We start from the raw sequence: 14,912 nt of genomic DNA, 5'->3' as shown, positions 1-14,912 counted from the left end.
AAGATGGTTCCCGGGCGCGGGCTGCGTTCACCCCAAAAGCGATATCTGTGAGTCGCATGTTCGGCAAAAATGATAACAGGGAAGTGCCCCGAACGCCCCGGCGTGACGGGCACGGCCGCGACTGCATTGTGGCAGTGGTGCGAGATGCCGTCTTGCCCCGGTGGTCTTTCCGAATCACAAACCCATGATTCCCAGGCACCCTTCAATCCGCAAGCCCCCGCCAGTGGGTCCACCATCTCCCGGCATCGGCACCGGCCGTCCACTCGGTCGCTTCATGGCCACGCTGCCTTATCTGGTGCTGGGACTGTCACTGACCATGACGCTCATCTTCTGGCGGCTCTATGACGATGGTCTGCAGGAGCGTGCCCGCGCCCTCTATGAGAACAGTACGCGCGACATCGCCGAGCGCATCTTCCAGCGCATGCACGCCAACGAGCAGATGCTGCAGGGCGCCGCCGGTCTCTTCAATGCCGTCGGCGATGTCAGCCGCGACGCATGGCGGCGTTATGTCGCCACACTCGACCTCGCTGAGAACTATCCCGGCATCCAGGGCGTGGGCTTCACCCGATGGCTCACGCCGGAGCAGGTCCCGGAGCACGTCCAGGAGATCCGCGCCCAGGGCTTTCCGGACTATGATCTGCGCCCCGCCGGCGAGCGGCCAGCCTATACCGCCATCATCTATTTGGAGCCCTTCGATTGGAGGAATCAGCGCGCCTTCGGCTACGACATGTTCTCGGAGCCGGTCCGCCAGGCCGCGATGTCAGGGGCCCGGGACAGCGGCGAGGCCCATGTCACGGCCAAGGTGGTTTTGGTGCAGGAGACCGAGCAGGACACCCAGAACGGCTTTCTCATCTATGTCCCCGTCTACCGCCAGGGTCTGCCGACGGCCACCATCAGGGAGCGCCGTCAAGCCCTCCTCGGCTTCGCCTATAGCCCCATCCGCGTCAAGGACTTCTTGGTCGGCATCTTCGGCCAGATGCCCCGGGACATTGCCTTCGACCTCTACGCCGCGGATCGGGAGGACCCGGATGCCTTGATGTTCAGCAGCCTCCAGGCCGAGAACAGGTCGGTACCGGCGGGCTTCACCCCTGTCTTCAGCAGCCGTATCGCCCTGGATGCCTATGGTCAGCCCTGGTTGATCCGCTTCCAGACGCTGCCCAGCTTCGCCCGGAGCCTGAATCTCGGATCATCCCATGCGCTGCTGGTCGGCGGCCTTCTGTTCAGCCTGTTGCTGACCCTCATGGCCTTCATGCTCCTGGCGGATATCCGGCGAGCACGCCAGTCCGAGGCCGCTCTGCTGCGCGCCAAAGACCAGGCCGAGGAAGCCAACCGGGCCAAGTCCTTATTCCTGGCCAACATGAGCCACGAGATCCGCACACCACTGAATGCCATCCTCGGTTTCAGTCAGGTCCTGGAGCGGGACCAGCTCCTGCAGGCGAGCCAGCGCGAGAGCCTGACCGTGATCCAGCGCAGCGGCGCGCATCTGCTGACCCTGATCAACGACATCCTCGACATGGCCAAGATCGAGGCCGGACGCCTGACCTTGCAGCCCGCCCCTTTCGATCTGAGACCCTTGCTCGACGAGATCGAGGCCTTCTTCGTGCTGCGTGCCCGGGAGAAGGGACTCGAGCTGATCGTCGAGGCCGATGCCCTCCCCCGGGGCGTGGTCGCAGACAAGCAGCGTCTGCGCCAAGTCCTGCTCAACCTGCTGAGCAACGCGGTCAAATTCACCGACACGGGACGCGTCCGTCTGCGGGTGGAACGGGTGACGGGAGGCGATCCGGAGAAGGAGGCGCTGATCCGTTTCAGCGTTCTCGACACGGGGGTCGGCATGGGACCGGATGAGCTCGCACGGCTCTTCCAACCCTTCAGCCAGACGGTCTCGGGTCAGCGGCTTCAGGAGGGGACCGGTCTCGGGCTGGCCCTAAGCCACGAGTATGTGCAGCTCATGGGCGGCGAGCTGATCGCGACCAGCGTCTATGGCGAGGGCAGTCGCTTCAGTTTTACCCTGACGCTGCCCCGGGCCGATCTGGAGGCGACCGCGGACTTTTCCGCAGGCATCCCGATCCTCGGTTTGGAACCCGGACAGCCTACCTGCCGGGTCCTCATCGTCGATGACCTGGCCGACAATCGGGCACCCTTGCGGGCACTCCTCGAGGGTCTGAACCCCAAGCCCCCGGTCCTGGAATTTCGCGAGGCGGCCGATGGCCGAGAGGCAATCGATGTCTGGGAGACCTGGCAGCCCCACCTGATCTTCATGGATATGCGTATGCCACACCTGTCCGGAGAGGAGGCGACCCGCTGGATCAAGGACAGGATGCTTGAACGGCCGGACGCAGTCCGGACGGCCATCGTCGCGCTGACCGCCAGTGCATTCGACGAGGAGCGGGATCATTTCCTCGCGAACGGCTGCGACGAATTCGCCCATAAGCCCCTCGTCGCCGCCGAGCTCTTCGCCATTCTGGAGCGTCAGGCTGGACTGCGGTTCCGGCGCGGCATCCATCCGTCTTCCGAGGAGTCACCCGGGCGCCTGACGATCGAGGAGGTCACCAGCCGTCTGGCAGCCTGCCCCGCCGACTGGCGTACCGGGCTGCGGGAGGCCTTGGACATCGGTGATTTTGCAGACATCACCGGGCGCTTGCGCCAGATCCAGGGCCGAGACCCCGCCCTGGACAAGGTCCTGGCCAGCTGGGCCTACAACTACGATCTCGAGGCCTTCGCGGTCGCACTGGAGAGGATCGGGGCGGGCGGAGCAGGGTGAAATCGAGCGCTGGCCGAGCGCTCCGGTGTCGACGCTCCCAAGCTGCCGCCGGATCCCCCGTGGTGTACGGCCAGAACGGCCGACGGCACAACAGGATCGGCTTGGCCAACAACGCGCTTCTTGCGAAGTGGAGACGAGGTCACCGAATTGGCGCAGATCGGACGACGAGCGCCAGCACCAGCGGCATCAGATCGTCCATGCGCCAGAGCAGCAGCGTGGGCGGTTCGTCGATGTGGTGGGGAAAGTCGAGGGTCTCCATCGGGTGCCTGTGGCGCGGTCCTCACGTGAGCGCATGGTGCGTCACGTCTTTCCGGCCGGCGATGGCGCAAACTCGCCACAAACGCGCGCTTTGCCGCAGGTGGAACGGCGTCGCGATCGCCGTCACGGCGACGCGGCGTCGTGACCTTGGTGGTTTACAACGTACGGCTTAGTTACGTACACTAATACGAGAAACCGAGGACACCATGATGCCGAGAGAAACGATCCGCACCGCCCGCTTCGAGGCCCGGGTATCGCCCGAGGTACTAGCCGTGGTCAAACGCGCCGCCGAGCTCCAGGGACGCAGTGTCAGCGATTTTGTCGTCGACGCCGCTCGGGACGCGGCCCATCGCGCCATCGAGGAGGCCTGCATCATCCGACTGTCCGTCGAGGATCAGCACAGGTTCGCGGAGGCGTTGCTGAACCCGGAACCGCTCACGCCCTCGATGGAGCGCGCCGTCGCACGCTACCTTCGCTTGAGCGCGTAACGCTCGTGCCCGGAGACGGATTCCGTATCGAGCTTCTCGGAGCGCAGGATCGCGGGTCCTTTTGCAGCGGAGTCGACGCACTGGATCGGTATTTCAGAGAACGCGTCGCGCAGGACGTCCGGCGTCGCGTGAGCAACTGCTTTGTGATGCTGAATGCCGATAACCAGATTGTCGGTTACTACACCTTTGCGGCGGCGGGCATCCCGCTGGTCGACTTGCCCGAGAGCCTGACCAAACGTTTGCCGCGTTACCCATCACTTCCTGCCGGACTGATCGGGCGCTTGGCCGTTGACCGTCGTCATCAACAACAGGGTCTGGGTGCAGTCCTTGTCGTCGATGCCGTTGCCCGCGCCGTCCGGGCAGAACCGGCGATCTATGCGCTTGTCGTGGATGCAAAGGACGATCACGCTGCCGCGTTCTATGCTCGTCTGGGGTTTCATCGCCTTACAAGCCAATCCAACCGCCTCTTCATCCCGATCAGCGAGATTGCAAAACGTCTGTCGGAGACGGGCCTTGCCCGGTCGTAACATGCGCAGTGGTTGCGCTCCAGGGTGCGCAGCGTCTGGACGTCGGCCCGCGACAGGGCCGACAGCGCAAGTCGACCGATCGGATCGCGACGGTGTGGCATCCGTGTCGTCACCGCTCGGCAGGGGCTCGCCGAGGATCGGCAAGCGGCCTTTGGGGTCGGAGAGACTGTCGAGACCCACGTAGAGGACCTCGCGCCGGGCGATGATCTCCCCGATCGAGGCCGCTCGGCGCGGATCGTTCGGGTCCGTCTCGTCGGGGGAGAGCAGGCCCTCCAGGTGTCCGGAGGTGAGCATCACGATCACCGGCATGAGGCTCGCGACCATCTTGCCGAAGTGCACGGCCTCGTGCTCGAGCAGGCCCCCGAGTCCGTCGATGACGGTCGAGGGATGCTCGCCGCGCACGCGCTCGCGGTAGAAGGCGAGCAGACCTCGCGCGCCTTGTTGAGGTAGGGGCCGGCATGCTCCTGCCAGTGCGGCAGGTGGGTATCGAAGTAGCCTCGCGCTGACGCCTTCGCCGCGGGCCTCCTGGTCGCGCTGACGGCCGGGCCGACTCCGGCGTCACCCGGGGGGGCGGCTTCTACGCACGCGATGCCGAGGGCTGGTTCTGGTACCGGGAGCCGCCGGTGCCGGTGCCGGTCGTGCCGCCGCCGAGCGCCGAGCCACCGCGTGCGTTCGACCCGGAGCCGTCGGAGCGGGCGCCGTCCGAGCCCGTCGCGGAGGTGTCCCCCGGACCGGCGCCGCTGTCCGCCCAATGGTTCCGCGAGCACCTGGACACCTACCGCGACCGCGCCATCGACGATCCGTCCCCCGAGAACTGGCGGTCTAACTGCACCTGCAGCGCATCGCGATGGACCAGTCCTCGCGCTTCGCTCGGGTGTCCGAACGCGTGGTGCAGGGCGATCCCGTCCTCGACGAGATCACCCGCCGTCCCACCGCCAACTTCGGGGCGAACCTGGCCGACAAACAGGCGAGCGCCGCCGGCGATGCGCTGCTCGAACGCCTCGCCGGGGAGACCGCGCTCTGGTTCTTCTTCCGCTCGGACTGTCCCTATTGCGATGCCCAGGCACCGCTCCTGGAGGCCCTCGCGCAGCGCTACGGCTTCGCGGTGCTGGCTGTCTCGCTNNCGGCGATGTTCCTCGCCCGCCCGGACCAGGGCGCGGTGGCCCCGATCGCCCAGGGACTGCTCTCGCTCGCCCAGCTGCGGGATCGCATCGTCCTCGCCGCGGTCCAGGCCGGCTGGGTCACAGAAGCCGAGGCGAACCGCATCCGATCGGGTCCCGCCGATGCCCGCAGCGCGGCCGCGACACTCGCCGCACTCCCCGAGGACCCGAGCGCCTTGCTCGAGGCACTGCGCGCCACCGTTCTTCCCGACACCCGATCCGACACCCGACCCGACTCCAGCCAGGCCCCCCGATGAAGATTCGATTCGCACCGACCCTTGTCCTGATCGCCGTGACGGCNNCGACACCCGCCGCCGAGGCGGCCGGTATCGCCACCCAGAGTCGAGCGTCATATTCGACAGCATGGTCAATCTCACTTCTCGACGACCCGAACTGCGTGCTTTCGCGCATCAGGATCGGCCGTGCGGTGCGGGTCAATGCGGCCAGCCTACGGCAGTTCGTAGACGGGGAGAACGCTCCGAGTAATAATCCAAACCGCGCGGGGCAGGCTGTGCGGGAGAGAAGCACATGCCTAGAAAGCGTAAGCAAGACCAATCATGATGACCGAACGTTACGCCCACCTCGCCCCGGAACATCTGAGGACGACCGTCGGCAGGCTCGATAGGTTGCGTTTTAGTCACGCTCCGGACGAGGCTACCGAATTGGCGGGGATCGGATGACCCAAGCCTTTGAAGGTATTGGTGCGCGAGGGGGGACTCGAACCCCCACGNNCGCTGGAACCTAAATCCAGTGCGTCTACCAGTTCCGCCACCCGCGCGCGCCGCTATTCTACTGCGGATCCGACGAGAGGGTTAACTTTGAAGACAACGACGAAAGGCGCCCGAAGGCGCCTTTCGCGAGATGTCGGCGGTAGCCCCCGAGTGCGGACCGGCGATGCCGTTCAGGGCTTGACGGTCGTCAGGCCGACGCTGACCCAGTCCTGCATGCCGCCGCGATACCACTTGAGCTTGTGCACCGGGTAGCCGAGACCGACCAAGGTCTTGATATTCTCGGTAGACTGCCCGCACCAGATGCCGTTGCAGAAGAGGATGAGGGTCTTGGCGCTGGTGAAGTCCCAGGCGTTCTTCTCGGCGTCGAAGCGGCCGTCGAACTCGTCCGCGAGGATCTGCCGGAAGGAATCGGCTTGCTCGGGTGTTTCGAAGGTTCCGGCGGCATCCGAGCTGATCTTGTTCCAGGGGATATTCATCGCGCCCGGGATGGTCCCGCGCATCACCCAGTCGGGGGCGCGCGAGTCGACGACGAGGATGCTGTCGTCACCCTTGGACTTGCGGTTCAGATAGTCGAGCATTTCCAGCTCGCCGATGGTGCCGACGCCTGGGAGGGCGACGATCGGTTGCACGCAGAAGGGCGGGCAGCCGCGATCGGTCTTCTGGAACATCGCGGGAAGGATCGCGTCACGGTCGTGACCGCGTTGAATGGTCACGGTCTGGCCGTTGTGCATGACATCCATGCTCTCGATGTCCGCCGAGATCCGGTTGTCGGCAGCGAGCAGGGTGGCGGGCAAGGCGCTTGCGAGCACGATCAGAAGTGTTGCAGTGGTGGTCTGTTTCAGCATCGATGGTCTCCTTAATCCGATTTGAGAGGGTCGGCCGTCACGGGTCTGTGCGACCCGGTCATCCCGTCACTGCGGTTTCTTCACGTAGGTGGGGAAGGTCGCCCCTTGCTCGCGAATGGCTTGCTCGTAGCCCATTTCGCCTTGACGCCGTGCCTTCTCGGCACGAGCGATCGCACCGGCAAAATCGCCCGAATTGGCGAGCTCCTGCGCCTCTTTGATGAGCTTCCCGGTGTCGCGCCACTCGCCCCGGACCGAGCTTGCCTTCTTGCGCGCGGCCTCCGCTGCGGCGATGGCCTCTTCGGCTTGTTTCGCCGCGCCGGCATCGACGGTGCCGCCTTGCGCCTGCTCGACGGCGAAGGTGTCCTGCTTCATCGCCTTGAGGGCCAGCTCGCGGGCCTTCGTGAACTGGCGCTCGGGCATGATCGCCTCGGCCTCTTTGATCATCGAGGCGCTCTCATCGGAAGCGACGCCGGCTGTTTGCGCAGCGGCGTGTGCGGCCTTGGCCTCTTCGATCGCCTGCTCGGCTTCGGATCTGTGGGTCGCCCATGCGCTGGTCGCGGGCAGGGCGACCAACAGGCCGCCGATGAAGATCGTTCTGATTACACTGCGAATCGACATCGTGTTGGGACTCCTCTCGTGCGCTGTGCAAGAGGGCGCGCCACGTGGGCGCGCCCGGTGCCTCTGGCGGCGTTATTGGCGTGCGTTACTTGCGTGCGCCGGGCCCATTGAGCTCCAAGCCGTTGTTCACGTAGGTCATGAAGAACTCGAGGTTGCGATACTCCTCGCCCTGAAGCGGGAAGGGTGCCGCGCGCACCTGCTCGTTGCAGCCTTTATACCGGCGATGCAGCGTGCCCATCTCGCCCCACTTGGAGCGATAGACCGGCCAGTGCGTGGTGTGGCCGAAGGCCGGGCTGAGCATCTCGGTGCGCAGCGTCGTGCCCGAGTTGCCGAAGTGGCAATGACTGCAGGAGAAGTTGAACTGACCGCGTCGTGCGAAGTAGAACTCCTTGCCCGCCTCGAAGGCCGCGACGGCGCGGGGGTCGTCGGCGGGAATCTCCACGTTCGTCACCTGGCCGCGCGATTCATACGCCATGTAAGCCGTGATGTCCGCCATCGGACCCTTCGCGTAATCGAGCGGCTTCTCGCCGTTGGCTTCGAGGCACTCGTTGATGGCGAGCGGCAAGGTGATGACCATACCGCGGTCTTTGTCCCAATAGGGGTACTTGCCGACGATGGCCGGACCATCCGGGAAGCAATCCGCGTAGGTTTTGCCGTTTGCGAACGGCGTGTTCCACATTTCCTCGCCGGCCGTGAGTGCGTTCTCGTAGGGCGGGAATTCCTCGATCGCCTCCCAGTTTTCGCGCCCGACCGGGTCCACCGAGTAGACGCCGTTGGCAAAGTCCTGCAACGGAACAGTCGGGAAGCGTTCGGTGAAATAGGCTTGGAAGACGGCCTTGTCTTCCTCGGGTGTCGAGGCGAGCGCCGGGACGCAGAGCGAGCAGGCGAGTCCGACAGCGGTGAACGACAGCAATAACTTAGACATTATTTGTTTGCCTCCGAAGGTCGCTCTTAGAGTGTCCAGATATACTCGACGACGTCGGCGAATTCCTGGTTGCTCAGGATCTCGTGCTTGCCGAACGGCGGCATGGCGGCCTCGGGCGCCTTGACGGTCGCGTCCCAGATCTGGCGGGCGAGGGCTTCCTTGCTCGGATAACGGGTCTGCATGGCGATCAAGGCCGGGCCGATGGCTCCGGGGCTTTCGGCACCGACGATCATATGACAGGCTAAACAGTTGCCTTTGCCGCGGTCTTCGGCCACGGCCTTGCCGGCCGCGGCATCTCCGTTGAGGTCCAGTTCAGGCATATCGACTGCCGCGGCGACGACGGCAAGTGTGGATAATCCAAGGCCAAGAGCGATCGCGCTCGCTCTGATCGGGCGTAGGGACAGCATGCGTGTAGCCTCCTGAGGTCTCTGCTGTAACGACGTGGGCTCGGAGTTGCTCCGGACCCTGATTTCTTGTCTGATCTCCGCGTCGTCGCGCGGTCTTTCCACGGTCGTTCGTTGACGCCGCGATCTTCTGTCGGACGAATCCTAACACGTCGAATTGAAAATGTCCGACTCCCAAGGTGCGACGCGGAACGACTCGTACAGAAGCGATAATCTGACCCGCGGAGGGCTCGGCGATGGCATTCGCGACCCTTGACCGGGCATACTAGTCGGGTTTCACCACGCCGTCGGTCCCGGTCACGGGGGGCGCACTTGCAGCTAAACGGAGGACTAAAAACCAATGTCACTATCAAGACGTGAATTCATGCGACTCATGGGAATGGCCGGTGCTGCCGGGATGTTCCCCGCGTCGGTTTTCGCCGCAAAGCGGATGCCGGCCGATCTCTACGAGGTGCCGAAGTTCGGCAACGTCACCCTCCTGCACATCACCGACACGCACGCGCAGTTGAACCCGGTCTATTTCCGCGAGCCGAACGTCAACCTCGGCATCGGTCCGGCTTTCGGGCAGGCACCGCACGTCGTGGGCGAGGCGTTTCTGAAGCACTTCGGGGTCGATCCCGGCGGCATCGAGTCACACGCATTCACCTTCCTCGATTTCGACGCCGGTGCCGAAAAATACGGCGCGGTCGGTGGCTTTGCCCATCTCAAGACCCTGGTGGAGCGCGTCCGCAGCGAGCGCGGCGACGGCAACAGCCTATTGCTCGACGGCGGCGACACCTGGCAGGGTTCGGGGACCGCCTACTGGACCCGCGGCATGGATATGGTCGGCGCCTGTAATCTGCTCGGCGTCGACGTCATGACCGGCCATTGGGAATTCACCTACCTCGACGAGGAGGTCATCAAGAATATCGGCGAGTTCAAGGGCGACTTCGTCGCTCAGAACGTCAAGGTCCGAGAAGAGGCGCTCTTCGACTACCGCTTCGCGGATTTCGCCGGCTTCGACGAGGACATGGGCTTGGCCTTCAAACCCTACACCATCAAAGAGGTCGGCGGCGTGAAGGTCGCCGTGGTCGGGCAGGCATTCCCCTACACGCCGATCGCCAACCCGCAACGCTTCATGCCGGACTGGACCTTCGGTATCGAGGACGGGCGGATGCAGGAGATCGTCGATCAGGTCCGCGAGGACGAGAAACCCGATCTGGTGGTCGTGCTGTCGCACAACGGTATGGACGTGGACCTGAAGATGGCCTCGCGCGTGACCGGGATCGACGTCATCTTCGGCGGTCATACGCACGACGGGATGCCGGCGCCGACCATCGTCGAGAACGCCTCCGGCAAGACCCTGGTGACGAACGCCGGATCCAACGGCAAGTATCTGGGCGTCATGGACATGGAGGTGAAGGACGGCAAGCTGCAGGATTTCCGCTATCGCCTGCTGCCGGTGTTTTCCAATCTGCTGGCCCCGAACGCCGAGATGGTCGAGTACATCACGGGCGTGCGTGCACCCTACAAGGCCCAACTGGAAGAAGAGCTGGCGACTGCCGAGGAAACGCTGTTTCGCCGCGGCAATTTCAACGGCACCTTCGATCAGGTCATCTGCGACGCGCTGCGCAAGGTCAACGACGCCCAGATCAGCCTCTCGCCGGGCTTCCGATGGGGTACGACCGTGCTGCCGGGCCAGAAGATCACCATGGACCATGTCATGGATCAGACCTGCATCACCTATCCCGAGACCTATCGGCGCGAGATGACCGGCGCGGAGATCAAGCTGATCCTCGAAGACGTCTGCGACAACCTCTTCAACCCGGATCCCTATGTCCAGCAGGGCGGTGACATGGTGCGGGTCGGCGGGCTGGACTATGTCTGCGATCCGACCGCCTCCATGGGCGAGCGTATCCTGGACATGGCGCTCGACGACGGCACCAAGATCGAGGCCGACAAGAACTACGTGGTTGCCGGTTGGGCGACGGTCGGCAGTCAATCGCCGGGCGAGCCGATCTGGGACACGGTCGCGACCTATCTGCGCGACATCAAGACGGTCAAGCTCGAGAAGCTCAACACGCCGAAACTCAAGAACGTAGCGGGCAATCCGGGCATCGCGGATTATCCGTTCATGTAGACCCGGAGCCGACGCTGCGCGTCGCTCGCCTCCGGCCTGCGGCGGACCGCCCATTCGGGGGTTCGTCTCGGGCCGGATCCCGTCCGGCCCCGAGGCCATCCGCGTCATCGACGGCGCTGTACCGAAGCACTCTGCGCGCCGTCGGATTTATCAATTCTTCGGATAGATAGAAAGAATACATGGATCATTGACGCAACCCCGCCGCGCCAACACAATCGCGCGCTCCCCGAGCCCGGCGATCGCCTGATCGAATCATCCCGCCGGGGACGCTGCGCCCCTGTCGGCCGAGACCTCCCGGGTGCCGTAGGTCCGGGTCTCATGTGCCGTTTTCCGATACCGATCGATGGTGTCTGATCGGCGAGCGTCGGACGATCAAAAACCACCGCCTCCTAAAGGTACCCCTATGAAGCAACACACGGTCGATGCCATCGCGGCACATCCGCGTTATCGAGAGCTGATCCGCGCGCGCAAGCGCTTCGCTTGGACCCTGACCGCCGCCATTCTGATCATTTACTACGGGTTCATCCTCGTCATCGCCTTCGAGCCGGCATGGCTGGCCATTCCGGTGGCCGAAGGCTGGACTATGACCGTCGGCATGCCGGTCGGCATCCTGATCATCTTGGGTGCCTTCATCCTGACGGGGATCTACGTTGCTCGTGCGAACGGGCAGTTCGATCGTCTCACCAAAGAGATCCAGGAGGCTTTCCAATGACACGTCTCGGAATGTGGGGCGTGTTTGTTGCCCTCTTGGTCCCCTTCGGAATCGCCGCCGCACCCGCACTGACGGGCACCGTCGTTCAGAGCAGCGTGAACGTGACGGCCATCGTGATGTTCATGATCTTCGTCGGCGCGACCCTGGGCATCACCTACTGGGCATCCAAGCGGACACGCAGCGCGAGTGACTTCTACACCGCCGGTGGCGGCATTACCGGCATGCAGAACGGCTTGGCCATCGCCGGCGACTTCATGTCGGCGGCCTCCTTCCTGGGTATCTCCGGCTTGGTCTTCGCGACCGGCTACGACGGACTGATCTATTCCATCGGCTTCCTGGTCGGCTGGCCGGTGATCATGTTCCTCATGGCCGAGCAGATCCGCAACCTGGGCAAGTTCACCTTCGCCGACGTCACCTCGTATCGCTTCGGTCAGACCGAGATCCGCACGATGGCGGCCGTCTCCTCGCTGGTCGTGGTCGCCTTCTACCTGATCGCTCAGATGGTCGGTGCGGGCAAGCTGATTCAGTTGCTGTTCGGTTTGGAGTACTGGATCGCCGTCGTGTCCGTCGGGCTCCTGATGATGACCTACGTCATCTTCGGCGGCATGACCGCGACCACTTGGGTGCAGATCATCAAGGCCGTTTTGTTGCTCTCGGGTGCGACCTTCATGGCCGGTGCCGCGCTCGCCGTGTTCAACTTCTCCCCCGAGGAGATGTTCAGACAGGCCGTGGAAATCAGCCCGGTGGGCGACGCCATCATGGGCCCGGGCTCTTTGGTCAAGGATCCGGTCAACGCCATCTCGCTGGGTCTGGCCCTCATGTTCGGTACCGCCGGTCTGCCGCATATCCTCATGCGGTTCTTCACCGTCCCGAATGCCAAAGAGGCCCGTAAATCGGTCTTCTACGCCACGGGCTTCATCGGTTACTTCTACATCTTGACCTTCATCATCGGCTTCGCAGCGATCGTGCTGCTGTCGCAGAACCCGCAGTTCTTCAAGCCCGAGGCGCTTGCGGCAGACGGCTCCGTGATCAAGGATCAGTTGATTACCGGGCTGTCGGGCGGCACCAATATGGTCGCCATCAACCTGGCCGAAGCGGTCGGCGGAAACCTCTTCCTCGGCTTCATCTCGGCGGTTGCCTTCGCGACCATCCTCGCCGTCGTCGCGGGTCTGACACTCGCCGGGGCATCGGCGATCTCCCATGACCTCTACGCCAACGTGATCGCGCGCGGTCGCAGCAACGAGACGACCGAGATCCGCGTCTCGCGCATCGCGACTCTGGCCCTTGGCGTGCTCGCGATCGCTCTGGGCATCGCATTCGAATCCCAGAACGTCGCCTTCATGGTCGGCTTGGCCTTTGCGATCGCGGCGAGCGCCAACTTCCCGGTGCTGGTGGCCTCGATCTTCTGGAGCAAGATGACGACGCGCGGTGCGATGATCGGCGGTTTCGCCGGACTCTTCAGCGCGGTCGGTCTCACGATCGTCTCCAAGGCGGTGTGGGGCGACGTGCTCGGCTTCACGGCGGTCAATGCAGAGGGCGTTGCGGTTCCGGTCGGGCTGATCCCGCTCGACAACCCGGCGATCATCTCGATCCCGATCGCCTTCTTCTGCATCTGGCTATTCTCGATCCTCGACAGCTCCGAGCGCTCCAAGATCGATCGTGCGGCCTATGCAGCCCAGCGGATCCGTTGCGAAACCGGCATCGGTGCCGAGGGTGCGGCAAGCCACTAAGCCGCGATGTGGATGGGTAGCGCACACCGCAACCCATCCACATCAAGCCTAGTGTGGTTGGAGCAAAGCGAAACCCATCCTCTCTGCGCCGCGGGGTCTTCACAAGCCGCCGGATGTCCGTTGATTTGCCGAGCGCAGATCAACGGACATCCGGCGGCTTGCGTCTCGACCCCACCTAAGGCCTACTTGGCTGCACCGAACGGCGACCTGTCGACGTCGACACCAACACGCCATCAGCCAAACGCCATGCAGCCGCTCTACTTCGATACCGCCGCAACCACTGCGGTCGATCCCGACGTCATCGAGGACATGATCGACGTCCTGCGCAACGTCCCCGGCAATCCCTCCTCGACAACTCACCCGCAAGGCCGAGATGCGGCGCAACATGTGCAGGCCGCGCGCGCGGCGATTGCCGCCGAACTCGGATGCGACGCCGACGAGGTCATCTTCACGGCCGGTGCGACCGAGGCGAACAACCTCGCGCTGCGCGGCATCGCCTTGGGATACCGTGCGCAGGGGCGCCACCTGGTCACCTCAGCGATCGAGCATAAGGCCGTGCTCGCCTGCTGTCGGGCTTTGGAGTCCGACGGCGTGGAAACCACCTACGTGAAGCCGAGCCGCGGCGGCTGGATCACGCCCGAGTCCATCGTCGCGGCCCTGCGCCCCGAGACCCTGTTGGTCTCGCTGATGCACACCAACAACGAGACCGGCGTCATGCAGCCGATCGCCGAGGTCGCCGCCGCGGTCGCGGAGGCCGGCGTCCTTTTCCATGTCGATGCGGCGCAAGGCGCGGGTAAATTCGCGATCGACCTCACGCGGATCCCGATCGACCTCCTGTCGCTCTCCGCACACAAGTTCCATGGCCCGAAAGGCGTCGGCTGTCTTCTCGTGCGCAACCGCCGGCATGTGCGACTTCGCCCCCTGATGGACGGCGGAAGCCAGGAATACGGACTGCGCCCCGGGACACTCGCGACCCATCAGATCGTTGGCCTGAGCAGCGCGCTCACCCGCGTGGCGGTACGCCGCGATCAGGATCTCCGACGCGTGATCGCACTCAAGCAGCGATTCCTGCAGCGTCTCGACGAGGATCTCCGCGTCCACGTCAACGGCGACCCGTCCCGGACATCGCCCTACATCCTCAACCTCTCCTTCGAGGGTGTGCCGAGCGACGCACTCATCAATCAACTCGCCGAAGAGATCGCGATCGGCTCCGGATCCGCCTGCTCCTCCGGCGCCGTCGAGCCCTCGCACGTCCTACGCGCGATGGAGGTCGAGGAGTGGGCGCTTTACGGAGCCGTCCGCATCAGTTTCGGCCGCGACCATACCGAGGCCGAGATCGACCAAGCCGCCGACGCCGTCCGACAAGCCATCACCCGGATTCGACTCTTGGCGGATTGACCGGCGCCCTTGGGACCGATCACCCTCCGGAATCGCTTACGAAGACACGAACAGACTGTGATCATCATTCCGCCCACACGGGAGGCTCACTGCGTCGTCAGGCCATCCTGGCCTGAGAGAATCAGGGCTGGAAGCCCTGACGACGCATGGCACGCGCGCTGCCGGCCGGGATAACGATCAAGGCCCACGAGCACAAACCGGCTCGTGGCACCGCGGAGCGGATGTCACGAGCGTCT

The 14,912-nt window shown here is 64.3% G+C and carries 13 protein-coding genes, 1 tRNA gene and 1 pseudogene; 9 read left to right on the top strand and 6 right to left on the bottom strand.

Annotated features, from left to right (window positions below):
- The first annotated feature begins 274 nt into the window (after nt 1-274).
- Entirely contained in the window at nt 275-2,761 is a 2,487-nt protein-coding gene (locus B4N44_RS02305) for a CHASE domain-containing protein (RefSeq protein ID WP_296696535.1), read from the top strand.
- 139 nt (nt 2,762-2,900) lie between these two features.
- On the opposite strand, the gene B4N44_RS02300 is transcribed toward B4N44_RS02305, so the two are convergent.
- Nucleotides 2,901-3,020 carry a type IV conjugative transfer system protein TraL gene (locus tag B4N44_RS02300; RefSeq protein WP_296696533.1) on the bottom strand — a complete coding sequence of 40 codons (120 nt, stop codon included), beginning with the start codon at nt 3,018-3,020 and terminating at the stop codon, nt 2,901-2,903.
- A gap of 205 nt (nt 3,021-3,225) precedes the next feature.
- Between B4N44_RS02300 and B4N44_RS02295 the strand changes: the two genes are divergently transcribed.
- The 4 genes and pseudogenes from B4N44_RS02295 to traF all read left to right on the top strand — a co-directional run bounded on the left by B4N44_RS02295 (nt 3,226) and on the right by traF (nt 5,451).
- Entirely contained in the window at nt 3,226-3,507 is a 282-nt protein-coding gene (locus B4N44_RS02295; protein ID WP_296696532.1) for a DUF1778 domain-containing protein, read from the top strand.
- A 26-nt stretch (nt 3,508-3,533) separates the two neighbouring features.
- Nucleotides 3,534-4,034, top strand: a complete 501-nt coding sequence (locus tag B4N44_RS02290; RefSeq protein WP_414718110.1) for a GNAT family N-acetyltransferase — start codon at nt 3,534-3,536, stop codon at nt 4,032-4,034.
- A gap of 623 nt (nt 4,035-4,657) precedes the next feature.
- Nucleotides 4,658-4,792 (top strand): annotated as a pseudogene (locus tag B4N44_RS02285) (conjugal transfer protein TraF); the annotation flags it as partial.
- A gap of 89 nt (nt 4,793-4,881) precedes the next feature.
- Complete coding sequence (gene traF / locus B4N44_RS02280) at nt 4,882-5,451, top strand: conjugal transfer protein TraF (protein WP_296696526.1); 570 nt, start codon at nt 4,882-4,884, stop codon at nt 5,449-5,451.
- Between the two features lie 442 nt (nt 5,452-5,893).
- Here the strand turns inward: traF and B4N44_RS02275 are convergent.
- The 5 genes from B4N44_RS02275 to soxX all read right to left on the bottom strand — a co-directional run bounded on the left by B4N44_RS02275 (nt 5,894) and on the right by soxX (nt 8,720).
- A tRNA-Leu gene (locus B4N44_RS02275) sits at nt 5,894-5,972 on the bottom strand.
- Nucleotides 5,973-6,095: 123 nt separating this feature from the next.
- Complete coding sequence (locus B4N44_RS02270) at nt 6,096-6,770, bottom strand: rhodanese-like domain-containing protein (RefSeq protein WP_296696523.1); 675 nt, start codon at nt 6,768-6,770, stop codon at nt 6,096-6,098.
- 66 nt (nt 6,771-6,836) lie between these two features.
- Nucleotides 6,837-7,388 carry a hypothetical protein gene (locus tag B4N44_RS02265; RefSeq protein WP_296696520.1) on the bottom strand — a complete coding sequence of 184 codons (552 nt, stop codon included), beginning with the start codon at nt 7,386-7,388 and terminating at the stop codon, nt 6,837-6,839.
- 85 nt (nt 7,389-7,473) lie between these two features.
- Nucleotides 7,474-8,313, bottom strand: coding sequence for a sulfur oxidation c-type cytochrome SoxA (gene soxA, locus B4N44_RS02260; RefSeq protein WP_296696517.1), 840 nt, complete (start codon nt 8,311-8,313; stop codon nt 7,474-7,476).
- Nucleotides 8,314-8,339: 26 nt separating this feature from the next.
- The gene (gene soxX, locus B4N44_RS02255; protein ID WP_296696514.1) at nt 8,340-8,720 is read right to left on the bottom strand and encodes a sulfur oxidation c-type cytochrome SoxX; all 381 of its coding nucleotides are present in this window, start codon (nt 8,718-8,720) and stop codon (nt 8,340-8,342) included.
- 337 nt (nt 8,721-9,057) lie between these two features.
- Here soxX and soxB point away from each other — a divergent pair, with 337 nt between their 5' ends.
- The 4 genes from soxB (at nt 9,058) to B4N44_RS02235 (ending at nt 14,676) form a co-directional block, all read left to right on the top strand.
- Nucleotides 9,058-10,836 (top strand): thiosulfohydrolase SoxB, encoded by a 1,779-nt coding sequence (gene soxB / locus B4N44_RS02250; RefSeq protein WP_296696512.1) that lies wholly within the window; start codon nt 9,058-9,060, stop codon nt 10,834-10,836.
- Nucleotides 10,837-11,239: 403 nt separating this feature from the next.
- On the top strand, nt 11,240-11,548 hold the full coding sequence (locus B4N44_RS02245; protein ID WP_296696509.1) for a DUF485 domain-containing protein: 309 nt from the start codon (nt 11,240-11,242) through the stop codon (nt 11,546-11,548).
- Nucleotides 11,545-13,278, top strand: coding sequence for a cation acetate symporter (locus B4N44_RS02240; protein WP_296696504.1), 1,734 nt, complete (start codon nt 11,545-11,547; stop codon nt 13,276-13,278). Before B4N44_RS02245 ends, B4N44_RS02240 begins: the two co-directional genes overlap by 4 nt.
- Nucleotides 13,279-13,524: 246 nt before the next feature.
- Complete coding sequence (locus B4N44_RS02235; protein ID WP_296696502.1) at nt 13,525-14,676, top strand: cysteine desulfurase family protein; 1,152 nt, start codon at nt 13,525-13,527, stop codon at nt 14,674-14,676.
- The last annotated feature ends 236 nt before the right edge of the window (nt 14,677-14,912 follow it).

The organism is Thiocapsa sp. UBA6158, from assembly GCF_002423035.1.
Classification (GTDB): domain Bacteria; phylum Pseudomonadota; class Gammaproteobacteria; order Chromatiales; family Chromatiaceae; genus Thiocapsa.
Note: the sequence above shows the minus strand (reverse complement) of the source record. Positions and strands in the feature narration are given on the sequence as shown.

What these genes read in the sequence shown, in the direction of transcription:
- B4N44_RS02305 (WP_296696535.1), top strand. Translation starts at nt 275, where the DNA reads ATGGCCACGCTGCCTTATCTGGTGCTGGGACTGTCACTGACCATGACG.
- B4N44_RS02300 (WP_296696533.1), bottom strand. Translation starts at nt 3,020, where the DNA reads ATGGAGACCCTCGACTTTCCCCACCACATCGACGAACCGCCCACGCTG.
- B4N44_RS02295 (WP_296696532.1), top strand. Translation starts at nt 3,226, where the DNA reads ATGATGCCGAGAGAAACGATCCGCACCGCCCGCTTCGAGGCCCGGGTA.
- B4N44_RS02270 (WP_296696523.1), bottom strand. Translation starts at nt 6,770, where the DNA reads ATGCTGAAACAGACCACCACTGCAACACTTCTGATCGTGCTCGCAAGC.
- B4N44_RS02265 (WP_296696520.1), bottom strand. Translation starts at nt 7,388, where the DNA reads ATGTCGATTCGCAGTGTAATCAGAACGATCTTCATCGGCGGCCTGTTG.
- soxA (WP_296696517.1), bottom strand. Translation starts at nt 8,313, where the DNA reads ATGTCTAAGTTATTGCTGTCGTTCACCGCTGTCGGACTCGCCTGCTCG.
- soxX (WP_296696514.1), bottom strand. Translation starts at nt 8,720, where the DNA reads ATGCTGTCCCTACGCCCGATCAGAGCGAGCGCGATCGCTCTTGGCCTT.
- soxB (WP_296696512.1), top strand. Translation starts at nt 9,058, where the DNA reads ATGTCACTATCAAGACGTGAATTCATGCGACTCATGGGAATGGCCGGT.
- B4N44_RS02245 (WP_296696509.1), top strand. Translation starts at nt 11,240, where the DNA reads ATGAAGCAACACACGGTCGATGCCATCGCGGCACATCCGCGTTATCGA.
- B4N44_RS02240 (WP_296696504.1), top strand. Translation starts at nt 11,545, where the DNA reads ATGACACGTCTCGGAATGTGGGGCGTGTTTGTTGCCCTCTTGGTCCCC.
- B4N44_RS02235 (WP_296696502.1), top strand. Translation starts at nt 13,525, where the DNA reads ATGCAGCCGCTCTACTTCGATACCGCCGCAACCACTGCGGTCGATCCC.